This is a genomic window from Xylanimonas sp. McL0601, from assembly GCF_049852175.1.
Classification (GTDB): Bacteria; Actinomycetota; Actinomycetes; order Actinomycetales; family Cellulomonadaceae; genus Xylanimonas.
In genome coordinates, this window is the sequence record NZ_CP187527.1 from 2,769,423 (window position 1) to 2,788,742 (window position 19,320).

Below are 19,320 nucleotides of genomic sequence, written 5' to 3' on the forward strand. Positions count from 1 at the left end.
AGCTCCCTCCGGACGGTCGGCCGATCCTGCCTCGTCGACGCCGTCGCCGGGGGGCTCGCGCACTATGCGAGACGGGCAGCGAGGCGCACGAGGTCGTCGACCACGTCGTCGGTAGGCCGGGCCGAGTCCACGACGTGCGTCGCCCCACGGCGCAGCAGCGGCTCGACCACGTCGATGTCGTGCTCGATCTGCGCGCGCCCCGCCGCGTCCTTGCCGTACGGGTTGTCCGTACGCGCCTCGACCCGGGCCAGGAGCACGTCGCGCGGCGCGGTGAGCAGCACGACGGCGTCGAACCGGTCGTAGAGCTGGACCTGGTTGCGCACGGTTCCGGCCAGGAACAGCGCTCCCTCACGGTGCGCGTCGACCAGCGCCCGGACCTTCACCAGCTCCCACACCTGCTCCCAGCCCACGGGCTGGTGCGGCGCGCGGACGAGCACGGAGTACCCGTCGTAGTCGAGGTCGACGGCGGCGTGCCCGCGGGACGCCAGCCCGCGCAACGCCGCCGTCTTGCCCGCCCCCGACATCCCGGTCAGCAGCACGACGACACGCCTGGACGCCCCCGGCGCCCCTGGTGTGGGTGCAGGTTCGGGGGCGTTCGGCGGGCGCCAAGGCCCGGAACGTGCACCCACGGCAGCGGGCTAGTGGAAGCGGCCGCGGATCGCCTCGCCGTGGGCGGGGAGATCCTCGTCGTCCGCGACGGCGACGATCCGGTCCGCGAGCTCGGCGAGCGCGTCGCGCGTGTACTCGATGACCTGCACCGACTTGAGGAACGACAGCACGCTCAGCGCGCTCGCGTACCGCGCGGTGCCGCCCGTCGGCAGCACGTGGTTCGAGCCCGCCATGTAGTCGCCCAGCGACACCGGCGCCCACGGACCGACGAAGATCGCGCCCGCGCTGCGGATGCGGTCCGCCAGCGCGGAGGCGTCGGCGGTCTGTAGCTCGAGGTGCTCGGCCCCGTACGCGTCGACCACCTGCACGCCCTGCTCGACGTCGTCCACGAGCACGATCGCCGACTGCGGACCCCCGAGCGCGACGGCGACGCGGGCCGCGTGCTTGGTCGCGGCGGCGAGCTCCTGGATCCGCTCCTCGACGGCGGCCGCCAGCTCCTCCGACGGCGTCACCAGCACCGACGCGGCCATGGGGTCGTGCTCGGCCTGGCTGATGAGGTCGAGGGCGATGTGGCCCGGGTCCGCGGTGTCGTCGGCGAGCACGGCGATCTCCGTCGGGCCGGCCTCGGCGTCGATGCCGACGACGCCGCGGACAAGGCGCTTGGCCGCGGCGACGTACACGTTGCCGGGGCCGGTGACGACGTCGACCGGCTCACAGAGCAGCACCTCGCCGTCCTGCGGCGCGACGCCGCCTGGACGATCCTGCGGCTCGCTGCCCACTGCGCCGTACGCGAACATCGCGATCGCCTGGGCGCCGCCGACGCCGTAGACCTCGTCGACGCCGAGCAGCGCGCAGGCCGCGAGGATCGTCGGGTGGGGCAGGCCGCCGTGGTCCTTCTGCGGCGGCGAGGCGAGGGCGATGCCCTCCACCCCCGCCGCCTGCGCGGCGACGACGTTCATGATGACGCTCGACGGGTAGACGGCCAGGCCGCCCGGGGCGTAGAGCCCGACGCGCTCCACCGGCACGTACCGCTGGCGCACGACGGCGCCGTCGGCCAGCTCGGTGGTGTGCTCCGGCGGCACCTGGGCCGTGTGCACGGCGCGCACCCGGCGGATCGCCTCCTCGAGCCCGGCGCGGACCTGGGGGGACAGGCTCTCGAGCGCCTCCTCGAGCGCGCCGGCCGGAACCCGCAGGTCGGCGGGCCGGACGCCGTCGAAGCGCTCCGCGATGTCGCGCAGGGCGGCGGCGCCCCGGGCACGGACGTCGGCCACGATGGGGGCCACGGCGTCGAGGGCCTCGTCCACCCCCACCTCGGCGCGTGGAAGGACGGCGAGCAGGTCGCGGCGCGTGAGCGTGCGGCCCCGAAGGTCGATGCGCTGGATCACGCGGGTCATTCTAGGTGGGGAGCACGGTGCCGAGCCGGGGAAAATGGCTCCCATGACTCCTGATGCGGTCCCGATCCGCGACGACATGATCCGGCTCGGCCAGTTCCTCAAGCTCGCCGGCCTCGCCGACACCGGAAACGAGGCGCGCGACCTGATCGCCGACGGCGAGGTAAGCGTGAACGGCGACGTCGAGACGCGCCGCGGGCGGCAGCTCGCCAAGGGCGACGTGGTCGCCGTCGCCAGCCCGCAGGGCGAGCAGAGCGCCGTCGTCGCCTGAGCGGACCTGCTCAGGCCATGTAGTCGCTCGCCAGCACGCGATCGGCGGTCAGCCGCAGCACGATCCGGGCCTCGTCCGGCTCGAGCGGGTAGTACCGCCGCGCGTGGCGCGCGACGGCGTCCGCCACGGTCGCGCCGTCGTCGACCGCCTCGATGGTGCCCTCGATCGTGAGCCAACGGCCGCCCACAACCTGGCACAGCGCCGCGCGCGGGGCTCTGCCGTCGGGCCCGCGACGGCGGGCGTTGACCGCCTTCGCCGAGTCGCGCTCGGTGGTCATGACCGCCGTGCCCGTCGCCGCGTCCCACATGAACGCCACGGGCGTGACGTGCGGCGACCCGTCGGCGCGGAGCGTCGTCAGCGTGGCCAGGTGGCGCTCGGTGACGAACACGAGCTGCTCGGGGTTGAGGCGCAGCATCAGAACCCGTGGACCATGAGCCGGGGCATGTCGGCCGCCAGCAGCGCCTCGAGGACGCGCAGCTCGTGCGGCACCACCGGGTCGGGCAGCGCGTCGAGCGGGAACCAGCGCAGGTCGGCCGACTTGGCCGCCTCCGCGCGGCGCGGCTCGCCCGTCCACCGCGACGCCTCGAAGAACACGTCGACGCGCTGCTCGAGGGCCGGTCCGTGGCGCTCACCGCGGTGCATCACCGTCAGCGGTCGCAGGTCGGTGGCGTCGATCGTGATCCCGAGCTCCTCGAGCGCCTCGCGCACCGCTGCCTCGACCACCGACTCCCCCGCCTCGACGTGGCCCGCCGCCCCCGCGGCCCAGTGCCCGTCCATGAACCCGGTGCCCTCGCGGAGCTGCAGCAGCACCTCGGGTGACCCGTCGCGCCTCTGCCGCCGCAGGATCACGTAGGCGGCCGGGACCACGCGGAACCGGTGGTCCGCGGAGCCGTCGTCGGACCAGGTCTCGACGGGCTCGGCCTTCTCGGCGGGCGCGTCCTCGCTCATCCCAGGGCTCATCCGGGGGCTCATCCCAGGCACGCCGGCCCGAGCAGCGCCTTGAGGTCGCCGAACAGCGCCGGGGACTTCTCCACCCGCAAAGAGTCCGCCGCCCGGACCACGGTCCGCTTGCCCGGCTCCGAGACGGTGATGTGCACCTCGGCCGAGCCCGGGTGGGAGGCGAGCACCTCGCGCAGCCGTGCCATGACCGGCTCGACGCAGCGCGTGTGCGGCACCGCGACCTGCACCGGTGCGTCCGCCACGGCCGAGGTGTCAGGCAGCGCGACCTCCATGGCCTGGAGCGAGAGCTGGTCGTCGCGACGCCGCACGCGGCCCCGGACGGCGACGACCTGGTCCTCCGCCAGCGCCGTCGAGTAGGCCAGGTAGGTCTCGCCGAAGAACATGACCTCGACCGAGCCCTCGAGGTCCTCGACCGTCACGGCCGCCCACGGGTTGCCGTTCTTCGACATCTTGCGCTGGAGGCTGGTGATGAGCCCCGCCACCGTCACGGTGGAGTTCTCGGGCCGGCCGTCGTCGCCCACGAGCGCCGCGATCGAGGTGTCCGCGGCGCGGGCGAGCACGTGCTCGAGCCCCGACAGCGGGTGGTCCGAGACGTAGAGGCCGAGCATCTCGCGCTCGAAGGCGAGCTTCTGCTTCTTGTCCCAGTCGGGCAGGTCGGGCACGTCGACGGAGAAGGACATGCCCGTGTCCGCGGCATCGCCGCCGAAGCCCGCGAAGAGGTCGAACTGACCCTCGGCCTCCTTGCGCTTGACCGCGATGACCGAGTCCACGGCCTGCTCGTGGACCACGAGCAGCGCCCGGCGCGAGCGCTCGAGCGAGTCGAACGCGCCCGCCTTGATGAGCGACTCGATGGTCCGCTTGTTGCAGACCACGGCGGGCACCTTGTCGAGGAAGTCCGTGAACGAGGTGAACGCGCCCTTCTCCTCGCGCGTCCGGATGATGCCGTCGACGACGTTGGCGCCGACGTTGCGCACGCCCGAGAGGCCGAAGCGGATGTCCTTGCCCACCGCCGTGAACTTCGCCGCGGAGTCGTTGACGTCCGGCGGGAGCACCGTGATGCCCATGCGGCGGCACTCGTTGAGGTACAGGGCCAGCTTGTCCTTGTCCTCACGCGTGGACTGGAGCAGCGCCGCCATGTACTCGGCCGGGTAGTTGGCCTTGAGGAACGCAGTCCAGTACGACACCAGGCCGTAGCCCGCGGAGTGGGCCTTGTTGAAGGCGTAGCCGGCGAACGGGACCAGCGTGTCCCACACGGCCTGGATCGCACCCTTGGAGTAGCCCCGCTCGCTCATGCCCTGCTCGAAGGGCACGAACTCCTTGTCGAGGATCTCCTTCTTCTTCTTGCCCATCGCGCGGCGCAGCAGGTCGGCCTGGCCGAGCGAGTAGCCCGCGAGCACCTGGGCGGCGCGCTGCACCTGCTCCTGGTAGACGATCAGGCCGTAGGTGGTGTCGAGCACCTCCGCGAGCGGCTCGGCGAGCTCGGGATGGATCGGCGTGATCTCCTGCAGGCCGTTCTTGCGCAGCGCGTAGTTGGTGTGCGAGTTCATGCCCATCGGGCCCGGGCGGTACAGCGCGATGACGGCGGAGACGTCCTCGAAGTTGTCCGGCCGCATCTGGCGCAGCAGCGCGCGCATGGGGCCGCCGTCGAGCTGGAAGACGCCGAGGGTGTCGCCGCGCGCGAGGAGCTCGTAGGTCGCCGGGTCGTCGAGCGCGACCTTCTCGATCTCGACCGGGTCCTTGCCGTTGTTGACGATGTTCTCGATCGCGTCGTCGAGGATCGTCAGGTTGCGCAGCCCGAGGAAGTCCATCTTGATCAGGCCGAGGCCCTCGGACGTCGGGTAGTCGAACTGCGTGATGACGGCGCCGTCCTGCGGGCGCTTCATGATCGGGATGATGTCGATCAGCGGCTGGCTCGACATGATGACGCCGGCCGCGTGCACGCCCCACTGCCGCTTCAGGCCCTCGATGCCGCGCGCGAGCTCCACGACCCGCTGCGCCTCGGGGTCGACGTCGTGGACCTGGCGGAACTCGGCCGCCTCCGGGTACCGCGGGTGCTTCGAGTCGAAGATCCCGGACAGCGGGATGTCCTTGCCCATGACCGCAGGGGGCATCGCCTTGGTGAGCTTCTCGCCCATCGCGAAGGGCATGCCGAGCAGGCGGGCGGAGTCCTTGACGGCCTGCTTGGCCTTGATGGTGCCGTAGGTGACGATCTGGGCCACGCGGTCGTCGCCGTACTTCTCGGTGACGTACCGGATCGCCTCGCCGCGCCGGCGCTCGTCGAAGTCGACGTCGACGTCGGGCATCGACACGCGCTCAGGGTTGAGGAACCGCTCGAAGATGAGCCCGTGCTCGATCGGGTCGAGCTCGGTGATGCCCATGACATACGAAACCATCGAGCCCGCCGCGGAACCACGGCCCGGGCCGACGCGGATCCCCTGGGCCTTGGACCAGTTGATGAAGTCGGCGACCACGAGGAAGTACCCCGGGAAGCCCATCTGGATGATGACCTCGGTCTCGTACTTCGCCTGCTGCCGGACGTCGTCGGGCACGCCCGCCGGGTAGCGGCGGTGCAGGCCGGCCTCGACCTCCTTGACGAACCACGAGATCTCGTCCTCGCCCTCGGGGACGGGGAACCGCGGCATGTAGTTCGCCTTGATGTCGAACGACACCTCGCAACGCTCCGCGATGAGCAGCGTGTTGCTGATCGCCTCGGGAAGCTCCGCGAAGACCCGGGCCATCTCGGCCGAGGACTTCACGTAGTAGCCGGTGCCGTCGAACTTGAAGCGGTTCGGGTCGTCGAGCGTCGAGCCGGAGTTGATCGCGAGCAGCGCCTCCTGGCTGGTCGCGTCCTCCTCCTTGACGTAGTGCAGGTCGTTCGTGGCGACCAGCGGCGCGCCGATCTCCTGCGCCAGCCGCAGCAAGTCCTTGGTGACACGCTGCTCGATCTCGAGCCCGTGGTCCATGAGCTCGACGAAGAAGTTCTCGCGCCCGAAGAGGTCCTGCAGCTCGCCCGCCGCGCGCAGCGCCTCGTCCCACTGGCCCAGGCGCAGCCTCGTCTGGATCTCCCCCGACGGACAGCCCGACGTCGCGATCATCCCGGCGCTGTAGCGCTGCAGCAGCTCACGGTCCATGCGGGGCCACTTGCCCATCTGCCCCTCGAGCGATGCCAGCGACGACGCCCGGAACAGGTTGTGCATGCCCTCGTTGTTCTGGGCCCACAGCGTCATGTGGGTGTAGGCGCCACGGGCCGAGACGTCGTCGGCCTCCTGGCCCTGCTGGCCGTAGCGCACGCGCGTCTGGTCGAAGCGGGACGTGCCCGGCGTGACGTACGCCTCGACGCCGATGATCGGTTTGACGCCCTTCGCCGTGGCCGTCTTCCAGAACTCGAATGCGCCGAACAGGTACCCGTGGTCGGTGATCGCGACGGCCTTCTGCCCCTGGTTCGCGACCTCGTCGATCAGCTCCCCGATCCGCGCGGCACCGTCGAGCATCGAGAACTCGGAGTGGACGTGGAGGTGGACGAAGTCGTCGTTCGCTGGCACGTCTCCGATCCTCGCACGGTCCACCGACACGCCCGCCCAGGCCGCGCGGATCGGTGCTGCGGGTGCCCAGCACCGGCCCGCAGGGTCACTCCCCGGCGGCCGCCCGGTACCGGTCGACCACGAGGTCGGCCACGAGCGGGTGGTCGCCGAGCGGGGCGGCGACGACGTCCGCCCCGACCTCCGCCAGCAGCCCGTGGAAGTAGCCCGGCGCGAGCAGGTAGCTCGCGACGGCGACGCGGCCGCTCACCGCGCCGGCCCGGGCGGCCTCGACCGCCGCCGGCACGCTGGGCTTCGCCGCCGCGACGAACCCGACCGTCACCTCGCGCCCGAGCCGCTCGGCCAGCAGGTCGCCCATGGCGAGCCCGTGCTCGCGCCCCTCGCTGTCCCGCGTCCCGGCCACGGCGAGCACGACGCCGTCGTCGGCCTGGGCGCCCGCCTCGGCGAGGCGCTCGGCGAGGACCTGCGCCAGCCGCGGGTCGGGCCCGAGCGGGCCGGTCGCCACCGCCGTCGTCCCCGCGACGGCCGCGCCGATGTCCGAGGTGACGTGGAAGCCCGCCGACAGCAGCAACGGGACGACGACCGCGCGGGGGACGCCGTCGCGCGTGCTCACCGCGTCGGCGCCGCAGAGCCCGCGCACGACCTCGGCGGGGTGCGGCTCCTGGACGTCGACGTAGGCCTCGCGGACCTCGACGCCCGGCAGCGCCGCACTCACGCGCCCGAGGATCGCGCGGACCACGTCCCTCCCCGCCCGGTGGTGCGTGCCATGGGCGCAGCCCACCAGCGCGGGCACGCCCGGCACCGGCTCGGCAGGCTCGACCACTGCGGACGGGACGCCGTCGGACCGGGCCTCGCGTCCGGACCCGTGCAGCGCGGGCGCCGGGTGCGGCGGCACGAGGAAGCCCTCGACCGCCGTCGCTCCCGCGACGATCACGGCCGGGAACCCGATCCCGGCCGCGGCCTCGGCCACGGTCGCCAGGGTCGCGAACACGGTCCGCTCGCCCGGCAGCGTCGCCGCCTGGACCACGGCGACCGGCGTCGCCGGGTCGACGCCGTTGAGCAGCGCCTGCGCCACGAGCCGCGGCAACCACTCGACGCCCATCATCAGCACGGTCGTGGTCTGCGGGTCGCGCAGGGCGGCGAGGTCTGCCGGCCCGAGGTCGCCGTGGGCGTTGAGGACGTGCGTGGCGACGGCGGCGCCGCGGTGCGTGACCGGGATGCCCGCCGAGGCCGGGCCCGCGAGCGCCGAGGTGACCCCGGGGACCACCTGTACGTCGATCCCGGCGGCCCGGCACGCGAGCACCTCCTCACCGCCGCGCCCCAGCAGGAACGGGTCGCCGCCCTTGAGCCGCACGACGCGCTTTCCGTCACGCGCGTGCTCGACGAGGATCGCCTCGATCTCGCGCTGCGGCGTCGAGTGCTTGCCCGGCGTCTTGCCGACCTCGACGACGTGGACGTCCGGGTCCAGCAGCTCCACGAGCCCGCGCGGGCCGAGCCGGTCGACGACGACGACGTCGGCCTGCCGCAGCAGCGCGAGCCCGCGGACCGTGATGAGGTCGAGGGCGCCGGGGCCGCCGCCCACGAGGGCGACGGAGCCCGGCGCGAGGACGGCGTCGCTCAGGGCGTCGAGGCTCGGAGCGTCGAGGTCCTCGCTCATGCGCTCGCCTCGCCCTCGGCCAGCTCGGTCGGCGTGTCGGCGACGAGCACGCGCCCGTCGCGCACCTGCGCCGCGAACACCGCGAGGGGCTGCTTCGGCTTGCCGCCGGAGTCGATCACGGCGCCGGTGTCCAGGCTCCAGACCTGCTTGAGCATGGGCGTGGTCACCGTGGGCACGTCCCGCTCCTCGCCGTCGTCCCCCGTCACCCGGGTGGTCCCCACGAGGCCCCGCGCCATCACGTTGGCCCCCGAGTACGGGTCCCGCTGCTGCACCGCCCGCACCGTGTCGTCCGCGAGCCGGAACAGAGCCACCTGCCGGTCGCCCAGCAGGGCGCCGACCCCGCGCTCGGGGTCCAGGTCCGCCAGGGCGCACACGTCCACCAGAAGGGTCATCGGGCCATCTCCTCGGTCGGGGCGAGCGCGTCGGGCAGCGCCACGTCGCGCGCGTCGCGGGGGTCGTGGTAGGTGATCGGGTCGGCCTCGCCGGCGGGGCGGATCTGCCCACGCTCGGGCACGAACGCCAGGTCGGGGTCGGCGACGCCGGGGGCGTTGATGAAGGTGACGAACTTCTTGAGCTGGTCGGGGTCCGCCAGCGTCACCTTCCACTCGTCCTCGTAGCTGTCGATGTGCTCCTGGACGGCGGCCTCGAGCTCGGCGCCGATGCCGAGGGAGTCCTCGACGATGACGCGCCTGAGCTCGTCCAGCCCACCCACGCGCTCGGCCACCCACGGGGCCGTGCGCTGGAGGCGGTCGGCCTCGCGGATGTACAGCATCAGGTACCGGTCGATGTACTTGACGAGGTGCGCGTCGTCGAGGTCCTCGGCGAGCAGCTGGGCGTGCACGGGGCTGGCACCGCCGTTGCCCCCAATGTAGAGGTTCCAGCCCTTGTGCGTGGCGATGATGCCGACGTCCTTGCCGCGCGCCTCGGCGCACTCGCGGGCGCAGCCGGAGACGCCGAACTTGAGCTTGTGCGGCGAGCGCAGCCCGCGGTAGCGCATCTCGAGCCTGACGGCCATCGTCGTCGAGTCCTGGACGCCGAACCGGCACCACATCTGGCCGACGCACGTCTTGATGTTGCGCAGCGACTTGCCGTACGCGTGCCCGGACTCGAAGCCGACGGCGACGAGCCGGCGCCAGATGTCGGGCAGGTCGCCGAGCTGGGCGCCGAACATGCCGAGGCGCTGCGCACCGGTCACGTGCACGTACAGGCCGTAGTCCTGGGCGACCTTCGCGAACTCCAGGAGCTGGTCGGGCCGCACCTCGCCGCCGGGCATGCGCGGGATCACCGAGTAGGTGCCGTTGCGCTGCATGTTCGCCATGACGTGGTCGTTCGTGTCCTGCAGCGCGGCGGACTCGCCCTCGAGCAGGTGCCGGCCGGTGAGGCTCGACAGGATCGACGCGACGGTGGGGCGGCAGATCGCGCAGCCGCGGCCCGTCCCGTGCGCGGCGACCACCTCGGAGAACGTGCCGAGGTCCTCCTCGCGGATGATCCGGTACAGCTCGGCACGCGACATCGCGAAGTGCTCGCACAGCGCGTCCGAGACCTCGACGCCGGACTTCGCGAGCTCGGCGTTGAGGAGCTTGGTCAGCGCGGGCACGCAGGAGCCGCAGACCGTGCCCGCCTTGGTGCACTCCTTGACCTGCCCGATGGTGGTGCAGCCGTGCTCGGTGACGGCGCCCCGCACCGTCCCTGCCGTCACGTTCTGGCACGAGCAGACGACGGCGTCGTCGGGCAGCTCCATGTCGCCGAGGCCGCCGCCGTCGGGCGCGATGACCGCCGCGGGGTCCGCGCCGATCGGGCGCCCCAGCAGCGGCCGGAGCGCCGCGTACAGCTCGATGTCGCCCACGAACACGCCGCCGAGCAGGAGCTTGGCGTCGTCGGACACGACGAGCTTGCGGTACTGGCGGTTGACCGGGTCGACGAACGAGACCTCGAGCGCGCCCGCGCCGATCGCGTTGACGTCGCCGAAGGACGCGGCGTCGACCGCATCGGCGCCGCCGCCGACACCCTTCAGCTTCGTCCCCTCGTCGGCGCGGTGGTGCCGGCGGTCGCCGCCCAGGAACCGGTCGACGACGACGTCGGCCATGTCGTTGCCAGGCGCGATCAGGCCCGCGGTCACGCCGTCGAACGAGGCGCACTCACCGATGGCCCACACGGCCGGGTCGGAGGTCTGGCACGACCGGCCGACGACGACGCCGCCGCGCTCACCGATCGCCAGGCCGGCCTCGCGCGCCACCCGGTCGCGGGGGCGGATGCCCACGGAGAAGACGACGACGTCGGCCGGCAGGCTCGACCCGTCGGACAGCTCGGCCGTGCCGACCGGACCGTCCCCGGCGGGCAGGAACCGGGTCGCGCCAACGCCGGTCCGGATCGCCATGCCCCGGTCCTCGACCAGCAGGCGCAGCATCTCGCCGCCGCCCTGGTCGAGCTGGGCGCTCATGAGGTAGTCGGTGAACTCGACGACGGTCGCGGTGGCGCCCAGGCTCTGAAGGGCCGCGGCCGCCTCGAGCCCGAGCACGCCTCCGCCGACGACGACGCCGCGCACCTGACGCCCGAGCGCCTTGCCACGCAGCCGCACCCACTCCTCGATCCGCTCGACGTCGGCCATCGTGCGGTAGGTGAAGGCGCCGGCCAGGTCGGTGCCCTCGGCGCGGGGCGTCCAGGCCCACGAGCCGGTCGCGAGCACCGCGCGGTCGTAGGCCACCTGGCGGCCCGACTTCGTGGTGACCACGCCCGCCTTGCGGTCGAGCGAGGCGACGCCGTCGCCGGTGATCAGCGTGATGCGCGGGTCCTGCCAGAGCTCGAGGTCCATGGCGAGGGCCGCGCCGTCGCGCGTCGTGAACCACTCCGAGAGGTGGACGCGGTCGTACGGCTCGTACGGCTCGTCGCCGATCACGGTCAGGGACCAGGTGCCGTCCGGGTCCTGCTGCTGCAGGCTCTGGGCGAAACGGTGGGCGGTCATACCGCCGCCGACGACGACGATCGTGTCGCCGTCGAGCGGGGCGCGGGAACTCTGAGGCATCAGGAGAGTGCACTTTCGTACGGGGCTGCTCGTGCTCGGTCGACCGGCTCGCGGTCGACGGTGCCCCCATCTTGCGCCCCGCGCGCGGTGGTCGTGCACCCGTCGCCGTGCGATCTCGCCCAGGCACGCGGGCTTGGGACGAAGGTCCCGAATTCGAGGGACGGTCAGCGGTGCGGAACGTTCGCCGTCAGCACCTTGGCCGCGTCCCGGTGGTCGATCCCCGCGTCCAGGTACACCGGACCGGTGACCTCGTACCCGAGGCGCTCGTAGAACCCGATGGCCTGCACCTGCGCCGACAGGAGCACCGTCACGGTCCCGTCCGGACCCGCGCGCTCGGCGAGCGCGACCTCTTCGAGCGCGCGCATCAGCGCGGCGCCCGCGCCGGTCCCGCGCGCGTCGGCGGTGACCGCCACGCGTCCGATGTGCACCTCGCCCGGATGAGCGGGGTCGGCGAGCAGGCGCGCGGTGCCGACGACGGCGCCGCCGTCCCGCCGCGCGACGACGTGCGTCGTCGTCTCGGCGTGGTCGAGCTCGTCGAGCTCCAGCTCCTCGGGCACCTGCTGCTCGACGACGAACACCGCCATCCGGACGGCGAACGCCTCCGCGAGCTGCTCCGAGGTGGTGACCCGCTCGATCGTCACGGCCGGCTCAGCCACCGTAGGCACCCCGGATCGTCTCGAGGGCGTGGGCCAGATCCTCGGGGTACGACGACTCCACCTCGACCCAGGCCCCCGTCGCCGGGTGCTCGAACCCGAGCCGGACCGCGTGCAGCCACTGCCGCGTCAGCCCGGTGTGCGAGGCGAGCACGGGGTCGGCCCCGTACGTCAGGTCCCCCACCAGCGGGTGCCGCACCGCCGCGAAGTGCACGCGGATCTGGTGCGTGCGCCCGGTCTCGAGGTGCACCTCGACCAGCGAGGCCGCGGGCAGCATCTCGAGCACCTCGTAGTGCGTCACCGACGGCTTGCCGTCCGCGACGACGGCGAACTTCCAGTCGCTGCTGGGGTGGCGGCCGATCGGCGCGTCGATGGTGCCGACGGTCGGCTCCGGGTGGCCCTGCGCGAGCGCGTGGTAGACCTTCTCGACGGTCCGCTCCTTGAAGGCCCGCTTGAGCCCCGAGTAGGCGGCCTCGCTCTTGGCCACGACCATGAGCCCCGAGGTGCCGACGTCGAGCCGGTGCACGATGCCCTGCCGCTCCGCCGCCCCCGACGTCGAGACGCGGTAGCCGGCGGCGGCCAGCGCGCCCACGACCGTCGGGCCGGTCCAGCCGGGCGACGGGTGGGCGGCGACGCCGACGGGCTTGTCGACGACGACGAGGTCGTCGTCCTCGTACGCGATGCCCATGCCCGGCACGGGTTCCGGCTCCACCGCACGTGCGGCGGCCGGGTCCGGCACGTCGACCTCGAGCCAGCCGCCCGCGTGCAGCCGGTCGGACTTGCCGACGGGCCGGCCGTCGAGGTGCACCGCACCCGCGGCCGCGAGCTCCGCAGCCTGCGTGCGCGAGAAGCCGAGCATACGCGAGAGCGCAGCGTCGACCCGCTCGCCCGCGAGCCCGTCCGGGACCGGGAGGGTCCGCAGCGCCATCAGGCCTCGGGCTCCGGCTCGACCTGCGCGTCGACCGGCGCCGTCGCCGCGGCGCTCCGGTGGTGCCCCTCGCGCCGGCCGTCGAGGCCGATCCCGAGCAGCGACAGCAGCGCCAGCATGACGGCGGCCACCACGATCGCGATGTCGGCGACGTTGCCCGTGAACCAGTTCGAGTACCCGATGAAGTCGACCACGTGGCCGCGGGCGAATCCGGGCTCGCGGAACAGGCGGTCGAGAAGGTTGCCCACCGCGCCGCCGAGCAGCAGGCCGAGCGTCAGGGCCCAGGCGCGCGAGCGGATCCGCCTGATGACGCGCACGATGACGACCACGACGGCCACCACCACGATGGTCAGCACCCAGGTGTAGCTGTTGCCGATCCCGAGCGCGGCTCCCGGGTTCATCACCAGCCGGAACGTGAGGAAGTCCCCGATCACCTGCCGCTGCGGCGCACCGAGCTCGAGCTCCGTCAGGGCCCACCACTTGGTGAGCTGGTCGACGAAGAGCACCGCCGCCGCGAGGGCGAAGGTGAGGAGCACCAGGTGGCGGCGGCCGGACGGCGCCTGCGCGGGCTCAGGGACGACGGGCGTGGCGGCGGGTTCGGTAGACATCGCGCGCAAGTCTAGAGCGCGCGACGCCGGCACGAGGCCGGCGCGTCAGCGCCGCTCCTCGCGTGCCTTGGCCTCCACCGAGAGGGTTGCCCGCGGGAACGCCTGCAGGCGCGCCTTGCCGATCGGCAGGCCTGTCATCTCGCACGTGGCGTAGGTGCCGGCCTTGATGCGGTCGATGGCGTGCTTGGTCTGGGCCAGCAGGTCGCGGAGGTTGTTGACCAGGGTCAGCTCCTGCTCGCGCTCGAGCGCGCTCGAACCGTAGTCGGCCTGGTCGTCACCGGCGCCGTCGCCGGAGTTGCGCAGCAGGTCGCTGAGGTCGCGATCGGCGGCGGCCACCTCGGCCTCGAGCCGGTCACGGTCTGCGAGCAGGCCCGCAGCCAGCTCCTGGATCTCAGCGAGCGTCCAGGGCTCCTCGCCGTCCCGCACGGGGAAGGTCTTCACGTCCCGCGCGAGGTCGGGAAACGTCTCCTTGAGCAAGTCCTTCACAGCCGTCGCGGCGGCGGGCGTTGCCTTGGTCATCGCATCCCCTTCGATCGAAGTCACCGCAGCGTAGAGGTGCGGACCGGCCCGCACAACCCAAGCCACGCCGAAGCGGTGCCGGGTCGTACGGGCCGGTCCCGACCGGTACGCCTGCGCGCTCTTGTCAGAGCTGCGGCGACGAGGCCTGCGCCTGGTTGCGTGCCGGCAGCGCCGAGCCGCGGGCGTCGAGGTCGCCGAGCAGGTTCTGCAGGAAGCTCTTGAGGCGGGTGCGGTAGTCCCGCTCGAACAGGCGCAGCTCGTCGATCTTGCGCTCGAGGAGCGAACGCTCCTGCTCGAGCTGCGAGAGCGTGCGGTGGCTGGTCTCTTCCGCCTCGCGCACGATGCGGGTGCCCTCGGCCTTGGCCTCGGAGATCAGGCGGTCGCCCTCCTCCTGGCCGGAGCGCACGTAGTCGTCGTGCAGCTTCTGAGCCAGCTGGAGCATGCCGGTCGCGGACTCGGGCTCGGCGCCCTTCGGCGCGGGCGCGCTCTGCACCGGGGCGGCGACGGCGGCCGGCGCCGAGGCGGCGGCAGCGGCGTCCGAGCGCGAGAGCTCGGCCACCCGGCGCTCGGCGGCAGCGAGCTTGGACCGCAGCTCCTCGTTCTCCTCCTGCACGGCGGAGAGCGTGCGCACGACCTCGTCGAGGAAGTCGTCGACCTCCTCCACGTCGTAGCCCTCGCGGAACTTCGTCGCCGCGAACTTCTTGTTGAGGATGTCCTCTGCGGAGAGCAGCGCCATCTCTTCACCTCACGCTTCGATAGGTTCGTCCGGTCGTCGTCGAACGACCACGTTAGCCGACGTGCCAGACCGGAGCACCGCGACGTCGCCGCGCGCTCACGGTTCCTGCACCTGATTCGTTCACAACCGCTCTCCGACGCCTCACGCCCTGGTGAGGACCTGCGACAGGATCAGCACGACGAAGAACACGAGCATGAACCCGAGGTCCAGGCCGACGTTGCCGATCCGCAGCGGAGGGATGATGCGGCGCACCAGGCGCAGCGGCGGGTCCGTGACCGTGTACACCGCCTCGGCCAGCACCAGGACGATGCCCGTGGGCCGCCAGTCGCGGGCGAAGTACTGGACCCAGTCGAGCACCATGCGGACCACCAGGCACAGCAGGTAGAGCCACAGGACCAGACCGAGGACGTGGAAGACGGTTGTCACGCCGCAACCCTACGGGCATCGACGCCGACGGCGGGCACCCGGGGCCGGGTGCCCGCCGTCGAAGAGGCGACGTACGGAGCGCGGGGCGGCGCGCCCCGGCGCTCAGCTCTGGTTGTAGAAGCGACCGGTGCCCTTGGCAGGCGGTGCCTCGACCTCCTCCTCGCCCGTGATCTCCACGTGCTCGGGCGACAGGAGGAAGACCTTGTTGGTCACGCGCTCGATCGCGCCGTGCAGACCGAAGATCAGGCCGGCCGAGAAGTCGACGAGACGCTTGGCGTCGGCGTCGTCCATGTCGGACAGGTTCATGATGACCGGGGTGCCGCCGCGGAACGCCTCGCCGATCAGCCGGGCGTCGTTGTACGAGCGCGGGTGGATCGTGGTGATCCGGCGCAGCTCGGACGACGGCGCAACCTCCCGCAGGGCAGCAGGACGGCGCAGCGGCGTCACGTCTGCGGGGTAGTCGTCACGGTCACGCACGGGTGCCTCCAGCTCGTCCCCGAAGTCATCGCCGTACTCGTCGGCGTAGTTCTCTGACTGCCCCTGGTCGTCAGCAAGGCCCAGGTACAGCATCGTCTTGCGAAGCGCTCCGGCCATCGCTCCCACTCCGTTTCGTCGCCCCTTGCGGTCGGGTGCCTTGACGTTAACCACGTGGGCACGCTAAGGAGCGTGCGACACGCCGGTGTGTCGTCCTGCCTGATCAGGCCAGGACGACGACTCCGGCCTGACGTCCCGTCGTCGTGCCCGCCGCGGTGGCCCGCCGGTGCGAGAAGAGGTCCGGGTCCTCCAGCGTGCAGCGGTCGACGTGCACGGTGGCCCGCACGCCGCTCGCGGCGAGCTGCGCCAGCACGGCCGCCGGCAGGTCGAGCGCCGGCGTGCCGGCCCTCGTGGTGGCGCGCGCCGCGGGGACGACGGCGGCGACGTCGTCGCGCATCGCGGCGGGCACCTCGTAGCACCGCCCGCACACCGCCGGCCCGACGGCGGCTCTCAGGCCCGCCGTCGTCGCCCCGACGGCGAGCATCGCGTCGACGGCACGGTGCACGACACCGACCCGGACCCCGCCGCGACCGGCGTGCACGACCCCGACGACCCGCGCGACCGGGTCGGCCAGCAGCACCGGCACGCAGTCGGCCACGAGGACGCCCAGGCCGAGGCCGTCGGCCGCCGTGACGACGGCGTCGGCCTCACCGGCGGCGACCGGCGGCGCGTCGGACGCCCACTCGGCGCGCTCGGACTCGCCGAGCATCAGGACGTCGTCGCCGTGCACCTGGGCCGCGAAGGCCACCGGCGCGCCCAGCCAGGCGCCGACCCGCGAGCGGTTCTCCCGCACGCGGGCCGGGTCGTCACGGACGCCCGCTCCGAGGTTCAACGACGACCACGGCGCCGGGGAGACGCCGCCGTGGCGGGTCGTGAAACCCGCCACGACGCCCTCGCCGAGGTCGACGCGGAGCAGCCCCGCGCCGACGCCGTCGGGGAACAGCGCCTCCTGCGACCAGCCGACCGGTTCCGTGTCCTTGACGCTGGGTACGGTCACGCTCGCCTCCGCCCGGCGCTCACTTGAGGAAGTCGGGGACGTCGAGCTCCTCCTTCGGCGGAGCGGCCTCCCAGATGCGCGGCACCTCGACGGGGCGCTCGACCGTGACCCCGTAAGACTCCTCGACCACCGCGACGGCCGGGCGGGCCTGCGCGACGGGCTGGAGGCTCGCGGGCACGTCGTCCGGGTCGGCCGGGATCGGCCGCGGCAGCGTGTGCGCGCCGGCGGCGACGGGCGGCTGCGGCACCGGGACCGTGGCCGGGCCGGCCGCGGTGACCGAGACCTGGCCGTTCGGCGACGTCGTCACCGTGGGCTTGACCGGCTGGCCGGCGATCTGACCCAGGCCGCGCCCGTCCTTGCGCGTCTGCGGCACACCGCCGTCGAACCCGGCGGCGATGACGGTGACGCGCACCTCGTCGCCCAGGGCGTCGTCGATGACGGTGCCGAAGATGATGTTGGCCTCCGGGTGGGCGGCCTCCTGCACGAGGCGCGCGGCCTCGTGCACCTCGAACAGGCCGAGGTCGCTGCCGCCCTGGATGGACAGCAGCACGCCGTGGGCACCGTCGATGCTGGCCTCGAGCAGGGGGCTCGAGATCGCGAGCTCGGCCGCCTGGACCGCGCGGTCCTCGCCGCGCGCCGAGCCGATCCCCATGAGCGCCGAGCCCGCGCCCTGCATGACCGACTTGACGTCGGCGAAGTCGAGGTTGATGAGGCCCGGGGTGGTGATGAGGTCCGTGATCCCCTGGACGCCGGAGTGCAGCACCTGGTCTGCCGAGTGGAACGCCGCGATCGCGGAGACGTTGCGGTCCGACATCTGCAGCAGCCGGTCGTTGGGGATCACGATGAGGGTGTCGACCTCCTCGCGGAGGGCCTCGATGCCGTGCTCGGCCTGGACCGAGCGGCGGCGGCCCTCGAAGGTGAACGGCCTCGTCACCACGCCGACCGTCAGCGCGCCGAGCGAGCGGGCGATGCGCGCGACGACGGGCGCGCCGCCCGTTCCGGTGCCGCCGCCCTCTCCCGCGGTGACGAAGACCATGTCGGACCCGCGCAGGACCTCCTCGATCTCCTCCGTGTGGTCCTCGGCGGCCTTGCGGCCCACCTCGGGGTCGGCGCCGGCGCCGAGGCCGCGGGTGAGGTCGCGGCCGACGTCGAGCTTGACGTCGGCGTCCGACATCAGCAGCGCCTGCGCGTCGGTGTTGATCGCGATGAACTCGACACCCTTGAGCCCGACCTCGATCATGCGGTTCACAGCGTTCACGCCGCCGCCGCCGATACCCACCACCTTGATCACTGCCAGGTAGTTCTGCGGAGTTGCCACGTCGATGCCTCTCGGGTCGATCCTTGTCCCCGACGCCCGCACCCTGAACCCTAAGGTTCGACTTGAGGGTCAGAGTTATGTCAGGTCTGCTGTCCCTGACGGTATGTGGCAAGGCGAGGGCTTGCGGGGAACACGCTCCGGCGTGTCGCCGCCACGACCTCAGCGTGTCACGGGAAGGTCGGGCGAGCTGACGTCAAAGATGCGCGCCCCGGGGTCCGCCTGCCGCAGGGTCTGCACGACGGCGACCTTGACGGCGATGCGCGCGTCGCTCCCCCACCGCACCTCCTGGCCCGAGGCGAGCGTGGTGCGCACGTCGTCCCGCGTCGCCGCGGTCACGTTCGTGACCTGCGCGGACAGCTCCGGCGGCAGAGCCGCGAGCACGTGCAGCGCGGCCTCGAGCGCGGCGGCGTCCTCGGGCCCGAGCCCGACGTCGACGACCGGGAGCCCTGCGGGCGGCTCGGGCACGGTGCCGACGCGGACGCCGTCGGGGTCGACCAGCGCGACGCCGTCGTCCGCGGGGACGGCCGCGACCGGCTCGCGCGACGTGAGCTGCACGTCGAGGCCGCGCGGCCACGAGCGCAGGATCCGCGCGTCCTTGACGGCGTTCAGCTCGAGCAGCCGCTCGCGCAGCCCCACCGTGTCCAGGCGCGGCAGCGGGATGCCCGCCGCCTCCGCGACGACCGCCTGGACCTGGCTGACGTCGATCGTGGTGCCCTGACCGGTGATGTCGACCTTCCCGGAGTCCAGCGCGAGCAGCGGCGAGAAGAACGCGGCCCACCCGAGGCCGACGGCGACCGCCACGCTGGTGACCCAGAGGGCGACGGAGCGCAGCACGCGATGGCGTCGCATCGCGCGCTTCTCGGCGAGGCGGCGCGACATCGTCGTCGAGACGGTGGGCCGGCCGCGGGTCTGGTCGCGTGGGCGCGGCGCCGGCGCGCGAGGGACGGCCTCGGTGCGCGGGCTCGCCGCCTTCGCGGCGCGCTGCTGCGGCGCCGGGCGCTGCGGCGCCGGACGCTGCGGAGTGCCCGACGGCGCCGCCGGAGCCGGCATCGCGCTCTTCGCGACGGCGGGCTTGGGCGGCACGCGGGGCCGGGCAGGAGGACGCACGCGGCCATCTTGCCGCGAGCGCGCCCACATCCCGGGCAGGCACCG

19 protein-coding genes are annotated in these 19,320 nt (G+C 73.0%); 1 reads left to right on the top strand and 18 read right to left on the bottom strand.

Features of this window, described 5'->3' with window-relative positions; genetic code table 11:
- Window positions 1–62: 62 nt before the first annotated feature.
- Together ACO4JP_RS12805 and hisD are read right to left on the bottom strand one after the other, a co-directional pair.
- The gene (locus ACO4JP_RS12805) at window positions 63–539 is read right to left on the bottom strand and encodes an AAA family ATPase (RefSeq protein WP_425954247.1); all 477 of its coding nucleotides are present in this window, start codon (window positions 537–539) and stop codon (window positions 63–65) included.
- Window positions 540–638: 99 nt separating this feature from the next.
- Complete coding sequence (gene hisD, locus ACO4JP_RS12810) at window positions 639–1,994, bottom strand: histidinol dehydrogenase (protein WP_425954249.1); 1,356 nt, start codon at window positions 1,992–1,994, stop codon at window positions 639–641.
- 43 nt (window positions 1,995–2,037) lie between these two features.
- Between hisD and ACO4JP_RS12815 the strand changes: the two genes are divergently transcribed.
- Window positions 2,038–2,271 carry an RNA-binding S4 domain-containing protein gene (locus ACO4JP_RS12815; protein ID WP_425954251.1) on the top strand — a complete coding sequence of 78 codons (234 nt, stop codon included), beginning with the start codon at window positions 2,038–2,040 and terminating at the stop codon, window positions 2,269–2,271.
- Between the two features lie 10 nt (window positions 2,272–2,281).
- On the opposite strand, the gene ACO4JP_RS12820 is transcribed toward ACO4JP_RS12815, so the two are convergent.
- The 16 genes from ACO4JP_RS12820 to ACO4JP_RS12895 all read right to left on the bottom strand — a co-directional run bounded on the left by ACO4JP_RS12820 (window position 2,282) and on the right by ACO4JP_RS12895 (window position 19,275).
- Window positions 2,282–2,686 carry a pyridoxamine 5'-phosphate oxidase family protein gene (locus ACO4JP_RS12820; RefSeq protein WP_425954253.1) on the bottom strand — a complete coding sequence of 135 codons (405 nt, stop codon included), beginning with the start codon at window positions 2,684–2,686 and terminating at the stop codon, window positions 2,282–2,284.
- Window positions 2,686–3,219 carry an NUDIX hydrolase gene (locus ACO4JP_RS12825; RefSeq protein ID WP_425954255.1) on the bottom strand — a complete coding sequence of 178 codons (534 nt, stop codon included), beginning with the start codon at window positions 3,217–3,219 and terminating at the stop codon, window positions 2,686–2,688. Before ACO4JP_RS12825 ends, ACO4JP_RS12820 begins: the two co-directional genes overlap by 1 nt.
- A gap of 20 nt (window positions 3,220–3,239) precedes the next feature.
- On the bottom strand, window positions 3,240–6,773 hold the full coding sequence (dnaE, locus tag ACO4JP_RS12830; protein WP_425954257.1) for a DNA polymerase III subunit alpha: 3,534 nt from the start codon (window positions 6,771–6,773) through the stop codon (window positions 3,240–3,242).
- An 85-nt stretch (window positions 6,774–6,858) separates the two neighbouring features.
- The gene (cobA, locus tag ACO4JP_RS12835; protein ID WP_425954259.1) at window positions 6,859–8,427 is read right to left on the bottom strand and encodes a uroporphyrinogen-III C-methyltransferase; all 1,569 of its coding nucleotides are present in this window, start codon (window positions 8,425–8,427) and stop codon (window positions 6,859–6,861) included.
- Window positions 8,424–8,819, bottom strand: coding sequence for a nitrite reductase (NAD(P)H) small subunit (locus ACO4JP_RS12840; RefSeq protein WP_425954261.1), 396 nt, complete (start codon window positions 8,817–8,819; stop codon window positions 8,424–8,426). The genes cobA and ACO4JP_RS12840 overlap by 4 nt, the downstream gene beginning before the upstream one ends.
- A complete protein-coding gene (gene nirB, locus ACO4JP_RS12845) occupies window positions 8,816–11,449 on the bottom strand; it encodes a nitrite reductase large subunit NirB (RefSeq protein ID WP_425954263.1) in 2,634 nt (877 codons plus the stop codon). The genes ACO4JP_RS12840 and nirB overlap by 4 nt, the downstream gene beginning before the upstream one ends.
- 164 nt (window positions 11,450–11,613) lie before the next feature.
- On the bottom strand, window positions 11,614–12,105 hold the full coding sequence (locus tag ACO4JP_RS12850; protein ID WP_425954265.1) for a GNAT family N-acetyltransferase: 492 nt from the start codon (window positions 12,103–12,105) through the stop codon (window positions 11,614–11,616).
- Window positions 12,098–13,030 (bottom strand): RluA family pseudouridine synthase, encoded by a 933-nt coding sequence (locus tag ACO4JP_RS12855; RefSeq protein ID WP_425954267.1) that lies wholly within the window; start codon window positions 13,028–13,030, stop codon window positions 12,098–12,100. Before ACO4JP_RS12855 ends, ACO4JP_RS12850 begins: the two co-directional genes overlap by 8 nt.
- A complete protein-coding gene (gene lspA, locus ACO4JP_RS12860; protein ID WP_425954269.1) occupies window positions 13,030–13,638 on the bottom strand; it encodes a signal peptidase II in 609 nt (202 codons plus the stop codon). The genes ACO4JP_RS12855 and lspA overlap by 1 nt, the downstream gene beginning before the upstream one ends.
- A 45-nt stretch (window positions 13,639–13,683) precedes the next feature.
- A complete protein-coding gene (locus tag ACO4JP_RS12865; RefSeq protein WP_425954271.1) occupies window positions 13,684–14,157 on the bottom strand; it encodes a TraR/DksA family transcriptional regulator in 474 nt (157 codons plus the stop codon).
- Between the two features lie 124 nt (window positions 14,158–14,281).
- Window positions 14,282–14,893, bottom strand: coding sequence for a DivIVA domain-containing protein (locus ACO4JP_RS12870; protein WP_425954273.1), 612 nt, complete (start codon window positions 14,891–14,893; stop codon window positions 14,282–14,284).
- Between the two features lie 141 nt (window positions 14,894–15,034).
- Entirely contained in the window at window positions 15,035–15,319 is a 285-nt protein-coding gene (locus tag ACO4JP_RS12875; protein WP_425954275.1) for a YggT family protein, read from the bottom strand.
- 102 nt (window positions 15,320–15,421) lie between these two features.
- Entirely contained in the window at window positions 15,422–15,913 is a 492-nt protein-coding gene (locus ACO4JP_RS12880; RefSeq protein ID WP_425954277.1) for a cell division protein SepF, read from the bottom strand.
- Between the two features lie 103 nt (window positions 15,914–16,016).
- The gene (pgeF, locus tag ACO4JP_RS12885) at window positions 16,017–16,850 is read right to left on the bottom strand and encodes a peptidoglycan editing factor PgeF (RefSeq protein ID WP_425954279.1); all 834 of its coding nucleotides are present in this window, start codon (window positions 16,848–16,850) and stop codon (window positions 16,017–16,019) included.
- A 19-nt stretch (window positions 16,851–16,869) separates the two neighbouring features.
- Window positions 16,870–18,168 (bottom strand): cell division protein FtsZ, encoded by a 1,299-nt coding sequence (ftsZ, locus tag ACO4JP_RS12890; protein ID WP_425954281.1) that lies wholly within the window; start codon window positions 18,166–18,168, stop codon window positions 16,870–16,872.
- 159 nt (window positions 18,169–18,327) lie between these two features.
- Window positions 18,328–19,275 carry a cell division protein FtsQ/DivIB gene (locus ACO4JP_RS12895; protein WP_425954283.1) on the bottom strand — a complete coding sequence of 316 codons (948 nt, stop codon included), beginning with the start codon at window positions 19,273–19,275 and terminating at the stop codon, window positions 18,328–18,330.
- Between the last annotated feature and the right edge of the window lie 45 nt (window positions 19,276–19,320).

Coding starts and splice junctions, on each gene's coding strand:
- ACO4JP_RS12815 (WP_425954251.1), top strand. CDS start 2,038: ATGGCTCCCATGACTCCTGATGCGGTCCCGATCCGCGACGACATGATC.
- ACO4JP_RS12820 (WP_425954253.1), bottom strand. CDS start 2,686: ATGCTGCGCCTCAACCCCGAGCAGCTCGTGTTCGTCACCGAGCGCCAC.
- ACO4JP_RS12825 (WP_425954255.1), bottom strand. CDS start 3,219: ATGAGCGAGGACGCGCCCGCCGAGAAGGCCGAGCCCGTCGAGACCTGG.
- cobA (WP_425954259.1), bottom strand. CDS start 8,427: ATGAGCGAGGACCTCGACGCTCCGAGCCTCGACGCCCTGAGCGACGCC.
- ACO4JP_RS12840 (WP_425954261.1), bottom strand. CDS start 8,819: ATGACCCTTCTGGTGGACGTGTGCGCCCTGGCGGACCTGGACCCCGAG.
- nirB (WP_425954263.1), bottom strand. CDS start 11,449: ATGCCTCAGAGTTCCCGCGCCCCGCTCGACGGCGACACGATCGTCGTC.
- ACO4JP_RS12855 (WP_425954267.1), bottom strand. CDS start 13,030: ATGGCGCTGCGGACCCTCCCGGTCCCGGACGGGCTCGCGGGCGAGCGG.
- lspA (WP_425954269.1), bottom strand. CDS start 13,638: ATGTCTACCGAACCCGCCGCCACGCCCGTCGTCCCTGAGCCCGCGCAG.
- ACO4JP_RS12865 (WP_425954271.1), bottom strand. CDS start 14,157: ATGACCAAGGCAACGCCCGCCGCCGCGACGGCTGTGAAGGACTTGCTC.
- ACO4JP_RS12870 (WP_425954273.1), bottom strand. CDS start 14,893: ATGGCGCTGCTCTCCGCAGAGGACATCCTCAACAAGAAGTTCGCGGCG.
- ACO4JP_RS12880 (WP_425954277.1), bottom strand. CDS start 15,913: ATGGCCGGAGCGCTTCGCAAGACGATGCTGTACCTGGGCCTTGCTGAC.